Annotated in this window: 19 protein-coding genes; 4 read left to right on the top strand and 15 right to left on the bottom strand. The window is 52.9% G+C overall.

The window, feature by feature from the left end; genetic code table 11:
• Positions 1-16 precede the first annotated feature (16 nt).
• Together JQN59_RS16425 and tatE are read left to right on the top strand one after the other, a co-directional pair.
• Positions 17-805, top strand: coding sequence for a deaminated glutathione amidase (locus tag JQN59_RS16425; protein ID WP_204528091.1), 789 nt, complete (start codon positions 17-19; stop codon positions 803-805).
• A 128-nt stretch (positions 806-933) separates the two neighbouring features.
• Positions 934-1137, top strand: coding sequence for a twin-arginine translocase subunit TatE (tatE, locus tag JQN59_RS16420; protein ID WP_003022699.1), 204 nt, complete (start codon positions 934-936; stop codon positions 1135-1137).
• Positions 1138-1235: 98 nt separating this feature from the next.
• Here the strand turns inward: tatE and lipA are convergent, their stop codons facing one another.
• The 10 genes from lipA to JQN59_RS16370 all read right to left on the bottom strand — a co-directional run bounded on the left by lipA (position 1236) and on the right by JQN59_RS16370 (position 10709).
• Positions 1236-2201, bottom strand: coding sequence for a lipoyl synthase (lipA, locus tag JQN59_RS16415; protein ID WP_003022702.1), 966 nt, complete (start codon positions 2199-2201; stop codon positions 1236-1238).
• A gap of 206 nt (positions 2202-2407) precedes the next feature.
• Positions 2408-3049 carry a lipoyl(octanoyl) transferase LipB gene (gene lipB, locus JQN59_RS16410; protein ID WP_003831286.1) on the bottom strand — a complete coding sequence of 214 codons (642 nt, stop codon included), beginning with the start codon at positions 3047-3049 and terminating at the stop codon, positions 2408-2410.
• A gap of 114 nt (positions 3050-3163) precedes the next feature.
• Positions 3164-3427, bottom strand: a complete 264-nt coding sequence (gene ybeD / locus JQN59_RS16405) for a DUF493 family protein YbeD (protein WP_003022706.1) — start codon at positions 3425-3427, stop codon at positions 3164-3166.
• Between the two features lie 106 nt (positions 3428-3533).
• Positions 3534-4745 (bottom strand): D-alanyl-D-alanine carboxypeptidase DacA, encoded by a 1212-nt coding sequence (gene dacA / locus JQN59_RS16400; RefSeq protein ID WP_003022711.1) that lies wholly within the window; start codon positions 4743-4745, stop codon positions 3534-3536.
• Between the two features lie 142 nt (positions 4746-4887).
• Positions 4888-5997 carry an endolytic peptidoglycan transglycosylase RlpA gene (rlpA, locus tag JQN59_RS16395; protein ID WP_032942683.1) on the bottom strand — a complete coding sequence of 370 codons (1110 nt, stop codon included), beginning with the start codon at positions 5995-5997 and terminating at the stop codon, positions 4888-4890.
• Between the two features lie 10 nt (positions 5998-6007).
• Positions 6008-7120: a peptidoglycan glycosyltransferase MrdB gene (mrdB, locus tag JQN59_RS16390; protein WP_003022718.1), complete on the bottom strand. Its 1113-nt coding sequence runs from the start codon at positions 7118-7120 to the stop codon at positions 6008-6010.
• Between the two features lie 2 nt (positions 7121-7122).
• Complete coding sequence (gene mrdA, locus JQN59_RS16385) at positions 7123-9024, bottom strand: peptidoglycan DD-transpeptidase MrdA (protein ID WP_003831292.1); 1902 nt, start codon at positions 9022-9024, stop codon at positions 7123-7125.
• 30 nt (positions 9025-9054) lie between these two features.
• Complete coding sequence (rlmH, locus tag JQN59_RS16380) at positions 9055-9522, bottom strand: 23S rRNA (pseudouridine(1915)-N(3))-methyltransferase RlmH (RefSeq protein ID WP_003022725.1); 468 nt, start codon at positions 9520-9522, stop codon at positions 9055-9057.
• A 3-nt stretch (positions 9523-9525) separates the two neighbouring features.
• Complete coding sequence (gene rsfS / locus JQN59_RS16375; RefSeq protein ID WP_003022728.1) at positions 9526-9843, bottom strand: ribosome silencing factor; 318 nt, start codon at positions 9841-9843, stop codon at positions 9526-9528.
• A 254-nt stretch (positions 9844-10097) separates the two neighbouring features.
• Positions 10098-10709: an adenosylcobalamin/alpha-ribazole phosphatase gene (locus tag JQN59_RS16370; RefSeq protein ID WP_149607452.1), complete on the bottom strand. Its 612-nt coding sequence runs from the start codon at positions 10707-10709 to the stop codon at positions 10098-10100.
• Positions 10710-10805: 96 nt separating this feature from the next.
• On the opposite strand from JQN59_RS16370, the gene cobD reads away from it, so the two are divergent.
• On the top strand, positions 10806-11900 hold the full coding sequence (gene cobD, locus JQN59_RS16365) for a threonine-phosphate decarboxylase CobD (RefSeq protein WP_149607451.1): 1095 nt from the start codon (positions 10806-10808) through the stop codon (positions 11898-11900).
• Here cobD and nadD read toward each other — a convergent pair.
• The 4 genes from nadD to leuS are packed head-to-tail and all read right to left on the bottom strand — an operon-like array spanning position 11875 to position 16745.
• A complete protein-coding gene (nadD, locus tag JQN59_RS16360) occupies positions 11875-12516 on the bottom strand; it encodes a nicotinate-nucleotide adenylyltransferase (RefSeq protein WP_100247219.1) in 642 nt (213 codons plus the stop codon). The two genes, cobD and nadD, sit on opposite strands and share 26 nt — an antisense overlap.
• Before the next feature lies 1 nt (position 12517).
• Positions 12518-13549, bottom strand: a complete 1032-nt coding sequence (gene holA, locus JQN59_RS16355) for a DNA polymerase III subunit delta (protein ID WP_032942687.1) — start codon at positions 13547-13549, stop codon at positions 12518-12520.
• Complete coding sequence (gene lptE, locus JQN59_RS16350) at positions 13549-14148, bottom strand: LPS assembly lipoprotein LptE (protein WP_149607450.1); 600 nt, start codon at positions 14146-14148, stop codon at positions 13549-13551. The genes holA and lptE overlap by 1 nt, the downstream gene beginning before the upstream one ends.
• A 14-nt stretch (positions 14149-14162) precedes the next feature.
• Entirely contained in the window at positions 14163-16745 is a 2583-nt protein-coding gene (gene leuS / locus JQN59_RS16345; RefSeq protein WP_095533124.1) for a leucine--tRNA ligase, read from the bottom strand.
• Between the two features lie 235 nt (positions 16746-16980).
• On the opposite strand from leuS, the gene JQN59_RS16340 reads away from it, so the two are divergent.
• Positions 16981-17463: a zinc ribbon-containing protein gene (locus JQN59_RS16340; protein ID WP_003022748.1), complete on the top strand. Its 483-nt coding sequence runs from the start codon at positions 16981-16983 to the stop codon at positions 17461-17463.
• Positions 17464-17569: 106 nt separating this feature from the next.
• Here JQN59_RS16340 and rihA read toward each other — a convergent pair whose 3' ends face one another.
• The gene (rihA, locus tag JQN59_RS16335) at positions 17570-18505 is read right to left on the bottom strand and encodes a pyrimidine-specific ribonucleoside hydrolase RihA (protein ID WP_048214692.1); all 936 of its coding nucleotides are present in this window, start codon (positions 18503-18505) and stop codon (positions 17570-17572) included.
• Positions 18506-18597 lie beyond the last annotated feature (92 nt).

Raw genomic sequence — 18597 nt, 5'->3', positions numbered from 1 at the left:
GTTTTCTGGAGGGAATATGTTCGTTGCAGCAGGGCAATTTGCCGTGGGACCTTCATGGGAAAAAAATGCAGAAACCTGCGTCTTATTGATGTCACAGACTGCAGGAGAGGGGGCGTCGCTGCTGGTATTACCGGAGGCGCTTCTGGCCCGTGACGATCTGGACCCAGACCTGTCAGTGAAATCAGCTCAACTGCTGGAGGGCGGATTTTTGACGCGCTTGCTGCGAGAAAGCGCGCAAAACGAGATGACGACAATCCTGACGATTCATGTTCCTTCTGTGCCAGGCCGGGCGTTTAACATGCTGGTGGCGCTACGGGCAGGTCAGGTCGTGGCCCATTACGCTAAATTACATCTCTATGATGCCTTTTCGATTCAGGAGTCACGTAATGTTGATGCAGGGGACGCCATAGCGCCGCTGCTGGACGTAGACGGGTTAAAAGTAGGGTTAATGACCTGTTATGATCTGCGCTTTCCTGAGCTGGCGCTGGTGCACGCATTGCAGGGAGCGGAAATTCTTGTCTTACCCGCAGCCTGGGTTCGGGGATCGCTTAAAGAGCATCACTGGGCTACGCTTTTGGCGGCAAGAGCGTTAGATGCGACGTGTTACCTGATTGCGGCGGGAGAGTGCGGTAACAAGAATATCGGCCAAAGCAGGGTCATCGACCCCTTTGGTGTGACCATTGCTGCTGCGGCAGAAACGCCCGCGCTAATTATGGCCGAGGTTTCCGCCGAGCGGGTGAGGCAGGTTAGGGCACAACTCCCGGTGTTAAGTAACCGACGCTTTGCGCCACCGCAATTATTATGACGTTTTTTTAAACAAGGCTTGATTCACCTTGTTACAGATTGCTATTGTGTGCGCGCGTCGAAAGGCCGTTAATATTCTCAGGTTAATATGGCGCTTTATGCAGCCTGGTTTAAGTCAAGAAGGTATCTATGGGTGAGATTAGTATTACCAAACTGCTGGTGGTTGCCGCACTGGTTGTTCTGCTGTTTGGTACCAAGAAGTTACGTACACTGGGTGGAGACCTGGGAACGGCAATCAAGGGCTTCAAGAAAGCAATGAACGACGATAATGCCGATGCTAAGAAAGATGCTGATGGTAGCGTTCAGGCTGAGAAGCTTTCTCATAAAGAGTAATGTCAGGAGCATGATGCTCATACTGCATACTCTGCATGAAAAAAAACCGGCAATTTGCCGGTTTTTTTATTGCTGATATGTAAGTGAGTATTACACGATTACTTCACTTCCAGCCCTTTGGCCTGCATGTCAGCATGGTAAGAAGAGCGAACGAATGGACCGCAGGCTGCATGGGTAAAGCCCATTGCCATAGCTTCGGCTTTCATCTCATCGAACTCATCCGGGCTCACATAGCGTTGAACCGGCAGGTGATGGCGGCTTGGCTGTAAATACTGCCCCAGCGTCAACATGGTTACACCATGACTGCGCAGGTCACGCATGACCTCAATGATTTCCGCATTGGTTTCGCCCAGACCGACCATCAGACCTGATTTAGTCGGAATCTCCGGGTGCGCTTCCTTGAAACGTTCCAGAAGCTTCAGTGACCAGTTGTAGTCAGCCCCGGGGCGTACATTGCGATAAATACGTGGTACGTTTTCGAGGTTGTGGTTAAACACATCCGGCGGAGTGGCGGTGAGAATATCCAGCGCGCGATCCATACGACCACGGAAGTCAGGCACCAGCGTTTCGATTTTAATCGACGGGCTTTTCTCACGAATAGCGGTGATGCAGTCAGCAAAGTGCTGAGCACCGCCGTCACGCAGATCGTCGCGGTCAACGGAGGTAATGACGACATAGCGCAGCGCCATGTCAGCAATCGTCTGAGCAAGTTTTAACGGCTCGTTAGCATCAGGAGCAACCGGACGGCCATGGGCAACGTCACAGAATGGGCAACGGCGGGTACAGATTGCGCCGAGGATCATAAAGGTTGCAGTTCCGTGATTGAAACATTCAGCCAGGTTAGGGCAGGAAGCTTCTTCGCAGACAGAGTGCAGGCCATTTTTGCGCATTGCCGCTTTGATGCCCTGGATGCGAGTGGAGTCCGCTGGCAGTTTTATTTTCATCCATTCCGGTTTACGCAGCAGGGCTTCACGCTCTGTTGCCACATTTTTTACCGGGATAAGAGCCATCTTATCGGCATCGCGGTATTTAACACCGCGTTCCATCACAATGGGTTTACTCATAGCTTGCGTGTTCCAGTTGCGAATTACGAAGGAAAGCGTTTCAATTCAAGGGAATGTTGCATTTATCAACTATTTTTGAATTAGTGATACGCAGTATATCATTGAAACGGGCCAGAAAGCAGCCTGACAGGCTGGCAAAATGTAAAATAGTTGTTGTTTTGTGCCATTTGCCACAACATATGCCGTGGCAAAGTATGCGCGTATTTTCAGTCCGCGATGTACTCGTGCGGTGGGTTACCCAACAGCGCCAGAATGTTGGCCAGCAGCCTTGGGCGAATGCTCTCGGTCGTGGCGGTGCTATCCCACTGCGATACCTTCGCCATTTCCATTCCGGCATAACCACAAGGATTAATACGCAGGAAAGGCGACAAGTCCATATCCACATTGAGCGCTAAGCCGTGAAATGAACAACCTTTACGAATACGTAACCCCAAAGAGCAGATTTTCTTCTCTCCAACGTATACGCCAGGCGCATCGGCTCGCGGGTGGGCGTCAATACCGATTTCCGCAAGGGTATTCACAACGGTTTGCTCCAGCAGCGTAACCAGTTCGCGAACGCCAAGTTTACGACGCTTCAGGTTCAACAGCACATACATGACCTGCTGGCCCGGCCCGTGATAAGTCACCTGACCGCCACGATCGCTCTGGATCACCGGAATATCTCCTGGCATTAGTACGTGCTCTGCTTTACCTGCCTGACCCTGGGTAAAAACAGGATAATGCTCTACCAGCCAGATTTCGTCATAACTGTTTTCATCGCGGGTATCGGTGAATTCGTGCATGGCCAGAGAAACTGGCTCGTAAGGTTGAAGACCGAGCTGGCGGACAAGAATTTTATCCTGATACAAAACGGCATCTCCGTAGATACTCACATAGAGTAGAGAATATAAAAGAGGGGGAAAAGTATATCACAGGAGGGAGGGGTTACCCGAGCGGGGATGCAGCGGGTAACCAACAGGTTTTTACAGTACCATGCGTACGATATCGATATTGCCTAATTCTTCGTACAGCGTTTCAACCTGCTCAATGTGTGTAGCAGTAATAGTGATTGAGACCGAGTGGTAGTTGCCTTTGCTGCTCGGTTTTACCGTCGGAGAGTAATCACCTGGCGCATGGCGCTGTACCACTTCAACCACCTGATCAACCAGCTCAGGCAACGCCTGCCCCATTACTTTGTAAGTAAATGGAGTAGGGAATTCAAGCAGTTCGTTAAGTTTGGTTTTCATGTCAGCTCCGGCGTTACATCAATAAATAATAACTCCCACGGCGCGTGGGAGTTATCTGGATACCTAGTATATGGGGACGTAAATCACACTTTCAAGTGTTCGATTTTTAGCCAAACCAGTGATGGAACATTAATTTAATGTAATCAATGATTTTCCCAAAGAAGTTGCCTTCAGGGATTTCCTGCAGGACTACCAGCGGGCGCTGCTCAATGGTTTTGCCATCCAGCTGGAAGTTGATGGTGCCGACAACCTGGTTTTTCTGCAGCGGTGCGTGCAGTTCCGTGGTGTTCAGCACATAGCTTGCTTTCAGATCTTTCATGCGGCCGCGCGGAATAGTCAGGTAGACATCTTTATCTACGCCTAACGATGCACGATCGGTGTTACCAAACCAGGCGGGCTCAGAAGCAAACTCTTTACCGACTTTCAGTGGGTTCACGGTTTCAAAGAAACGGAAGCCCCAGGTCAGCAGTTTTTTACTTTCGGTTTCGCGACCTTTATAGGTGCGGCCACCCATGACGGCGGAGATCAGACGCATCTGGCCTTCGGTTGCGGATGCAACGAGGTTATAGCCAGCCTTGTCGGTATGACCGGTTTTGATACCGTCGACATTCAGGCTGTTATCCCACAGCAGGCCGTTACGGTTTAACTGACGGATGCCGTTAAAGGTGAACTCTTTTTCTTTATAGATAGAGTATTCGTTAGGCACGTCGCGAATCAGCGCCTGACCAATCATCGCCATGTCGCGAGCCGAGCTGTACTGACCGTCAGCATCGAGACCATGAACGGTCTGGAAGTGGGTGTTTTTCAGGCCCAGCGCGTTCACATAGCTGTTCATCAGACCGACGAAAGCATCCTGGCTACCGGCTGCGAAGTCCGCCATTGCCACGCACGCGTCATTCCCGGATTGCAGGTTGATACCACGGATAAGCTGAGAAACAGGAACCTGCATTCCTGGCTTCAGGAACATCAACGATGAACCTTTAAAGACCGGGTTACCTGTAGCCCAGGCGTCATTGCCGACGGTGACCAGATCGGTTTCTTTGAATTTCCCGGCTTTCATCGCCTGGCCGATGACGTAGCTGGTCATCATTTTGGTCAGACTGGCGGGGTCGCGGCGAGTGTCAGCGTTCTGTTCTGCCAGAACTTTGCCTGAATTGTAATCAATCAGGATATATGACTCCGCATCGATCTGCGGAACACCCGGGATCATGGTTTTAATATTCAGGTCATCGGCATGGGCAGCAGAGAGAGAAGCTGCGCAGAGAGCCGCGGTGAGCGCCATACGCTGCACGAAACGAGCGGAAAAAGTGGTCTTCATGGTCTGAACTACGACGTCCGTGATGAAATTAAAAAAAGTGCCCTACTATAGCAAATGCAAAACGGGCAGGCATCTGACTTTCCGCGTGACTTTGTTAATGTCATTTACAGAAACTGACAGTTCAGATACCTGATTTACGTTATTACACGCCGGTGATGAAGGACTGTAATTGCGCCTCGGCTTGAAGACGCTGCTGCAATGTGGAGGCTTCAGCTTTGCTGGCGAACGGCCCCATCTGGATACGCCAGACTGCGCCGTTTTGTACCACCCGACCTGGGACGCCAAATTGCTGGCTTAAACGTTTTTGATACTGCTGCGCACGCGACTGCTCGCTGACTGCGCCAACCTGAACCACGTAGCGTCCGTTGGCTACTGCCGCTGGCGCAGGTGCTGCGACGGCGGCTGGTGTTGCTGCTGGTGCGGTTGGCGTTACCGGTGCGGTGGTGGTCGGTTGCGGAGCCGGAGTCGGCTCGCTACCTTCCAGCACGCCTGCAGCGAGCGTGGTCGGCGCACCGAGGAATCCACTGCTGTTCACTGGCGCACCGGTTGTATCATCGCTTTTCAACGTGGAATTGCTGATCGGACGAATATCGCCTTGCGGCTGACCCGCATCCGATGGCGCAGGCATGCTGCCCATATTGCCACCGCCGCTTAAATCAGGACGCGCGGGCAGGGCATAGGTTTGTTTCGCTACCGTGGTACAAGCCATTCCCGGCCCGGACAAGGAACCATCCTGGGCGACGATGATCGGGTCGATACGTACTTTGGTATTGTTGGAGGTATTCAGACGGTCGGCTGCTGCACGTGAAAGTGAAATCACGCGATCGTTGCCATAAGGGCCGCGATCGTTAATGCGCACGACAATCATCCTGCCATTAGCCAGGTTAGTTATTCTGGCATAGCTTGGGACTGGCAGCGTCGGATGCGCTGCGGTTAACTGCATCGGGTCGAACGCTTCACCAGACGCGGTTAAGTTGCTTCCGGGTTCCGCATCATAGATAGCGGCAAGCCCTGCCTGGCTAAAGCGGGAAGGGTCCTGGACGATTTTGTAGCTCTTACCATCACGCTGATAGTCCTGATTCGCCGTTGGGTTCAGGGGTTCAAAGCGCGGATCGGCCCCGCTGATTTCAACAATCGGACCATTACACACCGCAGGCTGCGGCGCGACAGCACCCTGTTGCTGACCATCATCACTCGAACACGCCGCGAGCATTCCTGCTGCGATGCAGATACCAAGCCACTGCTTACGCATTGCGTACCCCTTACACGCTTTTCGACAACATTTTTCTATGGGTATGGATCGACATAACAATCCCGAACCCAGCCATCAGCACGATAAGTGCCGAGCCTCCGTAACTGACCAGTGGGAGAGGAACGCCAACCACGGGCAGAATACCGCTCACCATACCAATATTTACGAAGACATAAACGAATAATATCAACATTAAACCACCCGCCATGACACGACCAAAGGTGGTTTGCGCGTGGGCAGCGATCCATAATCCGCGCATAATCAGCAAAATGTACAGCGCCAGCAGAATTAAGATCCCTACCAGACCCAGTTCTTCCGCTAATACCGCGAAGATAAAATCTGTATGGCGTTCGGGTAAAAACTCAAGCTGCGACTGCGTACCGTGTAGCCAGCCCTTACCACGTAGACCGCCGGAGCCAATAGCAATTTTAGACTGAATGATGTGATAACCCGCACCCAGCGGATCGGTTTCCGGATCGAGTAACATCATGACGCGCTGACGTTGATAATCATGCATCAGGAAGAACCACAGTATCGGGATAAACGCCGCAACCAGGACCACCGCAACACCGATTAAACGCCAGCTCAAACCAGAAAGGAACAGAACAAACAGACCGGAAAGGGCGACCAGAATTGAAGTTCCGAGGTCTGGCTGGGCGGCCACCAGCAGGGTGGGCATAAATATCAGCACCAACGCAATGGCGGTATTTTTTAGCGATGGCGGGCAAACATCACGGTTGATGAAGCGCGCGACCATCAGCGGCACGGCAATCTTGGCGATTTCGGAAGGCTGAAAACGCACAATCCCCAAATCCAGCCAGCGCTGCGCGCCTTTGGAAATAGCGCCGAAGGCATCTACTGCCACCAACAAAATGATGCAAAAGATGTAGAGATAGGGAGCCCAGCCCTCATAAACCCTGGGCGGGATTTGCGCCATCACCACCATGATGACCAGGCCCATCGCGATCTGACCGACCTTGCGCTCCATCATGCCAATATCCTGGCCGCTGGCGCTCCAGATGACCAGCGAGCTGTAAACCAGCAGCGCCAGCAAAATAAGCAACATCGTGGGATCGATGTGGATTTTGTCCCAGAATGTTTTTTTGTTCGGATTATCCGTCACGATTATTGGTCCTCCGCTGCTGCAACCGCGGGGTTTTCTGCAGGCAGATTGGTGTTATTGTCGCCCAACATAATGTGGTCAAGGATCTGGCGCATAATGGTACCCACAGCCGGGCCCGCGCCACCGTTCTCAAGAATTATGGCGACAGCAACCTGGGGCTTATCATAGGGTGCGAAGGCCGTCATCAGCTTGTGGTCACGTAAGCGCTCGGCGATCTTATGTGCGTTATAGGTTTCATTGGCTTTCAGGCCAAAGACCTGTGCAGTACCGGATTTCGCCGCAATTTTGTAAGGTGCGCCAGCGAAATATTTGTGTGCAGTACCGTTAGGACGGTTGGCTACACCGTACATGCCGTCTTTTGCGATTTCCCAATAACCGGAATGAATGTCACCAACGGGTGGTTCGTGTGGCTGTATCCACGGCACTTGCTTGCCGTTTTCTGCCGTACTCATCAGCAGATGCGGGACTTTTACCAAACCGTCGTTGATAAGGATCATCAGCGCTTTACTCATCTGGATAGGGGTTGCCGTCCAGTAACCCTGGCCGATGCCGACCGGAATGGTATCACCCTGGTACCATGGCTTTTTAAACCGTTTTTGCTTCCACTCGCGGGTTGGCATGTTTCCGGCGCGCTCTTCGGCAAGATCGATACCCGTATATTGGCCGTAGCCAAACTTGCTCATCCATTCTGAAAGGCGGTCTATCCCCATATCATAGGCGATTTGATAGAAAAACGTATCCGCCGACTCTTCCAGAGAACGGGTAATGTTCAGATGACCGTGTCCCCACTTTTTCCAGTCGCGGTAGCGTTTCTCAGAGCCGGGTAACTGCCACCAGCCCGGATCGAACAGACCAGTATTGCGGGTGATGACGCCTGCACTTAATGCAGAAACCGCGACGTAAGGTTTAACCGTCGAAGCAGGAGGGTAGACACCCTGAGTTGCGCGGTTAACCAACGGGGTATTCGGGTCATTGAGCAACCCGGAGTAATCTTTACTCGAGATGCCATCGACAAACAGGTTCGGGTCGTAGCTCGGCATGGACACCAGTGCGAGAACGCCACCGGTACGCGGGTCGGTGACTACCACCGCGGCACGACTGCCCGCCAGCAGCGTTTCGATGTACTGCTGGAGTTTCAGGTCAAGGGTGAGATAGATATCGTGCCCGGCCTGCGGCGCCACTTCTTTCAGTTGGCGAATGACGCGGCCACGGTTGTTCACTTCAACTTCTTCATAACCAGTCTGGCCGTGAAGTACGTCTTCATAATAGCGTTCAATACCTAACTTACCGATGTCGTGCGTCGCCGCGTAGTTGGCCAGCTTGCCGTCTTTGTCCAGGCGGTCCACGTCTTTATCGTTGATCTTCGATACGTAGCCAATGACGTGGGTCAGCGCAGAGCCGTAGGGGTAATAGCGGCGTTTATAGCCTTTAACTTCGACGCCGGGAAAGCGATATTGATTAACGGCGAACCGTGCCACCTGAACTTCACTCAGGTTAGTTTTTACCGGAATGGAGGTGAAGCGGTGTGAACGGGCGCGCTCTTTTTTAAAGGCGGCAATGTCGTCGTCCGTCAGGTCTACGACGTTACGCAGCGCGTCGAGGGTATCCTGAACGTTGTCGACCTTTTCCGGCATCATTTCTATCTGATATATGGTGCGGTTAAGGGCGAGCGGAATTCCGTTACGGTCATAAATGATGCCGCGACTGGGGGCGATAGGCACCAGTTTGATGCGGTTTTCGTTCGAGCGAGTCTGATAATCAGTAAAGCGAACGATTTGCAGATTATAAAGGTTGGCGATCAGCACGCCGGTGAGCAGCAAAATCCCCAAAAAAGCGACCAGCGCCCGGCGCACAAACAGCGCGGACTCAGCCGAATAGTCGCGAAAAGAATTCTGTAGTTTCATCCGCTGCTTAATCTACTCAAGAATCAATGATCACTCACGGTGATAAGGATGGTTGGTGGTGATGCTCCACGCCCTGTACAGACTCTCCGCGACCAGAACCCGAACAAGAGGGTGAGGAAGGGTTAACGCAGAGAGTGACCAGCTTTGTTCCGCTGCCGCTTTACAGGCAGGAGAGAGACCTTCCGGCCCGCCAATCAACAGACTGACGTCACGACCGTCCAGTTTCCAGCGTTCCAGTTCAGTCGCCAGCTGCGGCGTGTCCCAGGGTTTACCAGGGATATCAAGGGTGACGATGCGGTTTTTGCCTGCGGCAGCCAGCATCTGCTCACCCTCTTTGTCGAGAATGCGTTTAATATCCGCGTTCTTGCCGCGTTTTCCTGCCGGGATTTCGATCAGCTCAAAGGGCATATCTTTCGGAAACCGACGGAGATACTCCGTAAACCCGGTTTGCACCCAGTCAGGCATTTTCGTACCCACAGCGACAAGTTGCAGCTTCACGCATTAACTCCAGAGTTTTTCCAGTTCATACAGGCGACGGCTTTCTTCCTGCATCACGTGGACAATCACATCACCGAGGTCAACGACGATCCAGTCTGCAACGTTCTCGCCTTCTACGCCGAGCGGCAGCAGACCAGCAGTGCGGGACTCCTGAACAACGTGGTCTGCGATAGACATTACATGGCGGCTGGACGTGCCGGTGCAGATAATCATGCAATCAGTGATGCTGGATTTGCCCTGAACGTCTAAGGCGATGATGTCTTGACCTTTCAGGTCATCAATTTTGTCGATTACAAAATCCTGAAGTGCTTTACCCTGCAAGTGTTCCCCCTGGGTGAAAAGAGTTAAAAACGTCTGTTAGTATACCTGAACCAGAGGCGATATCGGGACAAATGTCTCCGAAAGCGCTTTTGAAGTGCGCTATCATCCCACCCCACGCCGCAGAATGCATCGCCATTTTTGTAAAACAATTTCTGCAAAGCTCTGAAGGGCGGGAAAAGTCAGGTTGCGGAGAATAACAGCCTGTCATGGGGTGTCAATGGGAGAGAAGCCCTTCGGCAGAAAAAACAGTGCGTTCACTCCCCGTCGTGCCATACAGCCCGGCTGTTGAGCACTTTCAGAACCGCAAAATTGTCGCAAAAATCAATTGCGCTCCAGCAACCTTGTTCGACGCGAAAATGCCACATTGCTGCAGCCGGCATGGACAGCAGACGGGCGATCAACACGCTCAGAACACCCTGATGGCTCACCACCAGCAGGTTTTGGCACGTTTTGTAATCAGCGAGCTGAGCAATAAAGCGTTCCACGCGCTGGGAAAACGCCTGAAAGCCTTCACCATTGGTTGGCGTCGCATTCTGCCAGTCGTTACACCACACGGCGTAGTTTTCGGCGTCTTCTCGCGCCAGATCGCGATGATGGCGCATTTCCCAGTCACCAAAAAACATCTCATTGAGCTCAGGCATGTTGCGCACAGGGACTTCACGATCGCTTAAGATCAACTGCGTTGTATGGCGGGCACGTTCCAACTCGCTGCACAGAACGTTGTCGACAGGCACATGGCGTAACAGCGTACCCAGTGTTTGCGCCTGAGCGATACCCCGTTCCGTTAGCGGAGTGGGGGCGTGGCCGCTGTATAAACCAGCGACATTGGCTTCAGTTTCTCCATGACGTACTAACCAGAGTCTCATTTTTTCCTCTTGAGGTTATTCGCACAAAACATGATGTTTGCCCTGATTGCGCAGAGTTTTTTCACTAAAATACCTTTTTTTGCCTGGAGCGGCACGATGTCTTTATTGAAGAGCGCGCATGGTGGCAATACCCGAGAAGCTGCCGAACTGTTGGGCATCTCGCCTGAACAATTGTTGGATTTTAGCGCGAATATTAATCCGCTGGGTATGCCGGCAAGTTTAAAACGCGCGATCGTCGACAACCTGGACTGCGCGGAGCGTTACCCGGATGTTGATTACGCTAAACTGCATGCGGCGCTGGCGGAGCATCATCAGATTCCTGCCTCATGGATACTTGCCGGAAACGGCGAGACTGAGTCGATTTTCACTTTGGTGCAAGGACTTAAACCACGCCATGCGATGATCGTGACGCCTGGGTTTGCTGAATATCGTCGGGCGCTGCAATGGGGAGACTGTACGATCCATGAGTTTGCGCTGCGCGAAGACGATGGCTGGCAGCTTACCGATGCAATCCTCGATGCGTTATCCTCAGAGCTGGACTGCCTGTTTCTCTGTACGCCCAACAATCCCACTGGCTTGCTGCCCGATAATCGCCTGCTGCGCGAAATAGCCGCGCGTTGTGAGTTGCTTGGGATCAATCTGATCCTTGATGAAGCGTTTATCGATTTTATTGCCGGGGAGCAGGGGTTTATTCCGCTGCTTCGGGATAACCCGCATATTTGGGTGCTGCGCTCGCTAACCAAGTTCTATGCGATACCGGGGCTGCGGTTAGGGTATCTGGTCAACAGTAATGAACAGGCTGTTGCACAGATGCGCCGTCGACAAATGCCGTGGTCAATTAACGCATTTGCTGCACTGGCAGGCGAGATTATTTTACACGACAGCGCATATCAGCAGGCAACGTGGAAGTGGCTGGAGCAAGAGGGTGAGAGGTTTGATCGGCAGTTGAAAGAACTGCCCGGCCTGACGGTGTATCCTGGCAGGGCAAATTATCGCTTATTGCGCTGCGAGCGGGCGGATTTTGATCTGCAACGCGCAATGCTGGAACAACATGTCTTGATTCGCAGTTGTGCTAATTATCCGGGGCTGGATGCGCGCTATTATCGGGTAGCCGTTCGCAGCCAGGAAGAGAATAACCGCCTGTTGGCGGCTTTACGCAAGGTGCTTAGCGGTACAACCCCTGCTGATTGATATAGTCAAGCACTGCAGCTGGCATCAGGTCGTCGCACGGCTCGCCTTTTTCCAGACGCTCACGGATGAGCGTGGCGGAGATGTTAAACCACGGCGTTTCAGCCAGATAAATTTTCCCGCAAGGCAAGTTGTGCAGGTCATCTGGCGAATGGGTCAGATGATCCTCCAGCCACTGCTGGTGCTTTTCCTGCGCCATTTCGAGCGGATAGCCCGGACGTCGGCAGACAATGAGGTGGGTGTTACCCAGAATCGTGTCGTAGTCATGCCAGGACGGAAAGGTAAGCAGTGAGTCCTGGCCAATAATAAACGCTAATGGCACGTCCGGTCCTTGCTCCTCGCGCCACTCTTTGAGCGTTTGCGCAGTGTAGGAGGCGGTATCGCGTTTCAGTTCGCGTTCATCAAGGGAGAACAGCGGCTTATCGGCAATGGCCAGTTCAACCATGCGTTGACGTTGTTCGCCGGACGCTTCGGGTTGCGCACGATGCGGCGGCACGTTATTGGGCATGATAATGACCCGGGAAAGGCCAATCAGATTCGCCAGAATTTCAACCGGTTTAAGATGACCATAATGCACCGGATCAAAGGTGCCACCGAACAGAGCCTGCAATGATTTCATATCAACCATCAATAAAAACATCGGCCAGCGATTTATGGCAGAGCAACAGGGAAAGCCCCTCAAGTTCCGCCCACACTGACTGACCATAGTCTTGTTTAAGCGTAATTTCCGTACGCGTTAACAGCGTTACAGCCTGACGCAACTGCGCAGGATTCAGCCGGTTTAGCGCGTCTCCCATCATACCCCGGCGATTTTGCCACACCCGGTGTTTATCAAACAACGTGCGCAAAGGCGTATGGGCTGACTGCCGTTTTAAGTTGACCAACAGCAGTAATTCACGCTGTATCGTGCGCAGCAAAATAACCGGCTCACTGCCTTCCAGGCGTAACTGTTGCAGAATGTGCAGCGCGCGTTTGCTTTTGCCCATCAGCAGCGCATCCACCCAATGGAACGGGGTAAAGTGCGCGGCATCGTTAACGGCTTTCTCCACGCGAGGCAGCGTTAGTTTGCCATCAGGCCAAAGCAATGCTAGCCGTTCCAGCGCTTGCGCCAGTGCTAACAGATTACCTTCATAGCAATAACACAACAGCTGATTCGCTGCGTCATCCAGTTGTAGATTGTTAAGCTTCGCCCTGGCGGCGACCCAACGAGGAAGCTGTGCTTGCTCCGGCGTCTGGCAGCTTACCTGCACCGCATTATTGGCAAGTCCGGTATACCATGCGGCGTTTTCCTGCGCTTTAGTCAGTTTGTTGCCGCGAACGATCAGCAGCAGGTCGTCATGTAGCAGTGTGACGAGTGAAGCGAGCTGTTCGTTAATGGCGGCATTGGGGCCATTTTCAGGCAACTGCAAAAGTAGGGTTTGACGGCTGGCAAACAGGCTCATTGCCTGGCAGAGTGAAAAAATCTCTCCCCAGTCGGTGCTATTGTCCAGGGTGAAAGCGTGGTGTTCTTCGAACCCTTGTGTGGCGGCAGCCTGACGGATAGCGTCCTGGCTTTCCTGCAACAAGAGAGGATCGTTACCTAAGAGCAAATACGCCGCGCGCAGCCCCTCATTGAGCTGTGCGCGGAGTTGTTCAGGGTACAACTTGAGCATCAGTTACCCAGCGTGGTGGAAACACTCGCCGGAGATGACGCAGGCTCTGCGGCTTTTGTCGCCGCTGGCTTAGCATCATCATCAGCATTGGATGACAGAGTATCGGCCAGATGTACGCTTGGCAGCTTACGAATTAACTGTTCAGCCGCTTTGTCATACATCTCTTTGATGATCATGTCCTGCTCGTTATCCTTCGCCAGTGCAGCCTGTGGGTTGTCAAAGAACGAACGATAAACTTTGGCGCTGATTGGATAAATATCATGACCTGGGATCAGCACGGATGCACTCACGGACATCACCATCTGGTATTCAGCCGTTTGACCGTTCTGGAATACCGACGCCGTATCCTGCGATATGCTGACCGCGCCAAGACGCAAGGACGTCACATCTTTACGCATTGAGCCGTCCTCTAGCAGCGTAACGCCGTTCAGACGCAGCTGATTACGAACCGCGCGGCTTAATGGGCCGTTTGGATCCCCAGAGTCCAGAATCATGGTTTTCATTGAGGGTGGGACCTGCGTTGTATTACGCAGATGCCAGCCACACCCGGCGGTGACAAGCACCGCCAGAGATAACAACAATGTTGTCAGAAGTCGCACGCTTCCTCCCGCGCTTAGCCAACGACCAGATTGAGGAGTTTACCCGGTACATAAATCACTTTACGTACGGTAACGCCATCAAGATATTTTGCCACCAGATGCTCCTGGCCAGCACGCTCACGAACCTGCTCTTCAGTGGCGTTTACCGGAACGGTGATTTTGCCACGTACTTTACCGTTTACCTGAACCACAACCAGCGTTGAGTCTTCAACCATTGCCGCTTCATCCGCCACCGGCCACGGTGCGTTGTCGATATCGCCTTCGCCTTTCAGTGCTTCCCACATCGTGAAGCAAACGTGTGGGGTGAACGGGTTCAGCATGCGAACGACGGCCAGTAAGGCTTCCTGCATCAAGGCTCTGTCTTGTTCGTCTTCCTGCGGTGCTTTCGCCAGCTTGTTCATCAGCTCCATAATCGCCGCAATTGCGGTGTTAAAGGTCTGACGACGACCGATATCATCGGTAACTTTAGCAATGGTTTTATGTACGTCGCGACGCAGCGCTTTTTGGTCTTCGCTCAACGCATCAACGTTCAGGGCAGCAACATCGCCTTTGGAAGTATGTTCGTAAACCAGCTTCCATACACGTTTCAGGAAGCGGTTCGCCCCTTCAACGCCGGATTCCTGCCATTCCAGCGTCATATCAGCCGGAGAAGCGAACATCATGAACAGACGTACCGTGTCAGCGCCGTAACGCTCAACCATCACCTGCGGGTCGATACCGTTATTTTTTGACTTGGACATTTTGCTCATGCCGGTATAGACCAGTTCATGGCCTTCTGCGTCCTGAGCTTTGACGATACGACCTTTTTCGTCGCGTTCAACGATGGCATCAACCGGAGAAACCCAGTTACGCTCGCCGTTTGCACCAACGTAATAGAACGCATCAGCCAGCACCATACCCTGGCACAGCAGCTGTTTGGCCGGTTCGTCAGAGTTGACCATGCCCGCATCGCGCATCAGCTTGTGGAAGAAGCGGAAGTAGAGCAGGTGCATGATGGCGTGTTCAATACCACCAATGTAGATATCAACTGGCAGCCAGTAGTTTGCGGCTTCTGGATCCAGCATCCCTTCGTTGTACTGCGGGCAGGTGTAGCGCGCGTAGTACCAGGAGGATTCCATAAAGGTATCGAAAGTGTCGGTTTCGCGCAGCGCAGGCATGCCGTTAACGGTGGTTTTTGCCCACTCCGGATCGGCTTTGATTGGGCTGGTGATGCCGTCCATAACCACGTCTTCCGGCAGAATAACCGGCAACTGATCTTCTGGCGTCGGCAGCACGGTACCGTCTTCCAACGTCACCATCGGAATTGGCGCACCCCAGTAACGCTGACGGGAAACACCCCAGTCACGCAGACGGTAGTTCACTTTACGCTCACCCACGCCTTTCGCTACCAGCTTGTCAGCAATGGCGTTGAAGGCAGCTTCAAAGTCGAGGCCGTCAAACTCGCCGGAGTTAAACAGCACGCCTTTTTCGGTCAGAGCTTGTTCGGACAGATCCGGCTCTGCGCCTTCAGCGGTCAGAATTACTGGCTTGATGGTCAGGCCATATTTTGTCGCAAACTCGTAATCGCGCTGATCGTGGCCCGGAACGGCCATGACAGCGCCCGTACCGTATTCCATCAGGACGAAGTTTGCTGCCCAAACGGGGATTTCTTCGCCAGTCAGCGGGTGAACAGCTTTAAAGCCCGTGTCGACGCCTTTCTTCTCCATGGTTGCCATTTCGGCTTCAGCAACCTTGGTGTTGCGGCATTCGTCAATGAAGGCGGCCAGTTCTGGGTTATTTGCAGCAGCTTTCTGCGCCAGCGGGTGACCTGCGGCAACGGCCAGATAGGTCGCACCCATAAATGTGTCCGGGCGGGTGGTGTAAACGGTTAGCGTGTTGTCGTAACCGTTCACATCGAAGGTGATTTCCACGCCTTCAGAACGGCCAATCCAGTTGCGCTGCATCGTTTTCACGGTGTCAGGCCAGTGATCCAGGTTATCCAGGTCACGCAGCAGTTCGTCAGCGTAAGCGGTGATTTTGATGAACCACTGTGGGATCTCTTTACGCTCGACTTTGGTATCGCAACGCCAGCAGCAGCCGTCGATAACCTGTTCGTTCGCCAGTACGGTCTGGTCATTCGGGCACCAGTTGACCGCAGACGTTTTCTTATACACCAGGCCTTTTTTGTACAGCTCGGTGAAGAATTTCTGTTCCCAACGGTAGTATTCCGGGGTGCAGGTCGCCAGCTCACGGCTCCAGTCGTAACCGAAACCCAGCATTTTGAGCTGGTTTTTCATGTATGCGATGTTGTCGTACGTCCACGGTGCTGGCGCGGTATTGTTTTTAACCGCAGCACCTTCTGCAGGCAGACCGAACGCATCCCAGCCAATTGGCTGCAGTACGTTTTTGCCCAGCATGCGCTGGTAGCGGGCGATCACGTCACCGATGGTGTAGTTACGTACGTGGCCCATGTGTAGTCGACCAGAAGGATAGGGAAGCATAGACAGGCAGTAATACTTCTCTTTGCTCTCGTCTTCGGTAACTTCAAATGTGCGCTTCTCATCCCAGTGAAGCTGTACTTTGGATTCTATCTCTTCCGGGCGGTATTGCTCTTGCATGGCAGCCAGTGGTCCTGTTTTCAATACAGCTACAAACGTAGCTCTAGATGTGGTGTTTCAGATCCGCATAGCATAGCCCAAACGCCCGCGCCAAAACAGCCTTTCGCGCATTCAGCGTTGAATTCCCGCAAGGATAATTCTTGCACGAATTTACACACTCTGTGGACAGTCTTGCAAAGCGTAGCGTAAATAACGTCTATTATTATAGACAGTTAACGACCCAGGAGGCGAAGCGATGAACAAGGTTGCTCAATATTACCGTGAACTGGTGGCTTCACTGAGCGAACGTCTGCGTAATGGTGAACGCGATATTGATGCGTTGGTGGAGCAGGCGCGTCAACGAGTTATGCAGACCGGGGAGTTAACGCGAACCGAGGTGGAAGAGCTCACCCGGGCCGTCAGACGCGACCTGGAAGAGTTTGCTCTGAGCTATGAAGAAAGTCTCGATGAGGAGACAGACAGCGTCTTTATGCGGGTTATCAAGGAGAGTATCTGGCAGGAACTGGCCGATATTACAGATAAAACCCAGCTCGAATGGCGCGAGGTGTTCCAGGACCTCAGTCATCACGGGGTTTATCACAGCGGCGAGGTGGTCGGATTAGGTAATCTGGTCTGCGAGAAGTGCCACTTCCATTTAGCGGTTTACACCCCGGATGTGCTGCCGCTGTGTCCGAAATGCGGACACGATCAGTTCCAGCGCCGACCGTTTGAGCCGTGATGATTAGGCGTGCCAGAAGTTATTTGTAGGCCTGATAAGATGCGCCAGCATCGCCATCAGGCAATATGCCGGATGGTGGCGCAAGCGCCTTATCCGGCCTACAGTTTTACGCGTAATATCTTAAACGTTCTGCCAGCAAATCGACAAACCCTTCGCGATCCACGTCTACCATTACGGTGGCGTTTGGCTTATTGCCGCTCAGGAAGTAGTAATCCACCACGGTCATTCCCTGGGTATATTTACCCTGAGTTTCCACGCCGACCCAGCGTTCAACGGTGGTAAACAGTTCAGGTTTCAGCAGCCAGGCAATGGTGCATGGATCATGCAGTGGCGCGCCGATGAATCCCCATTTTTCATCTTTATGATACTCAAAGAAGAAGTCGAGTAGTTCAGCCACGATCGTCGAAACAGGGTTGCCGATAGCGCGGAATCGTTCGGTATCTTCGCGATGTATTTGCGCTTTATGCGTGACGTCCAGACCAGCCATCACCACTGGAATGCCAGACTGGAATACGATTTCAGCGGCTTCAGGATCCACGAAAATATTGAACTCGGCGGCGGGCGTCCAGTTTCCGAGTCCCATCGCGCCACCCATGATCACGATACGGGCGATTTTGGCGTGCAGCTCAGGATGGCTATTCAGGAGCAATGCGACGTTAGTTTGCGGCCCGGTGGAGACAATCGTCATCGGTTCCGGGCTTTCACGCAGGGTTTTCGCCATCAGTTCCACGGCGGTACAGTCTTGTGGCGCAAAAGCGGGTTCCGGCAGCGCCGGGCCATCCAGCCCACTCTCGCCGTGAACGTTATCGGCGATAATCAGATCGCGCATCAGTGGTTTCACTGCGCCACCAGCCACTGGGATATCCGTACGGTTGAGCAACGTTAACATGCGCAACACGTTACGCAGCGTTTTGTCAGGTGTCTGGTTACCGGCTGATGAGGTTATCGCTTTCACATCCAGTTCTGGTGAGGCGAGGGCGAGCACAATTGCGATAGCGTCGTCATGACCCGGATCGCAATCAAACAGGATAGGAAGTGCCATTGTTGCTCCTTGTAAGTGGGACTTTGTGACAAGGTTAACGCTGGGCTGTATGTGTTTCGAGAGGCGAAGGGATAAAGCGTGAGGTGGCGCGC

Source organism: Citrobacter sp. B72 (genome assembly GCF_016894305.1).
Classification (GTDB): Bacteria; Pseudomonadota; Gammaproteobacteria; order Enterobacterales; family Enterobacteriaceae; genus Citrobacter; species Citrobacter portucalensis.
Note: the sequence above shows the minus strand (reverse complement) of the source record. Positions and strands in the feature narration are given on the sequence as shown.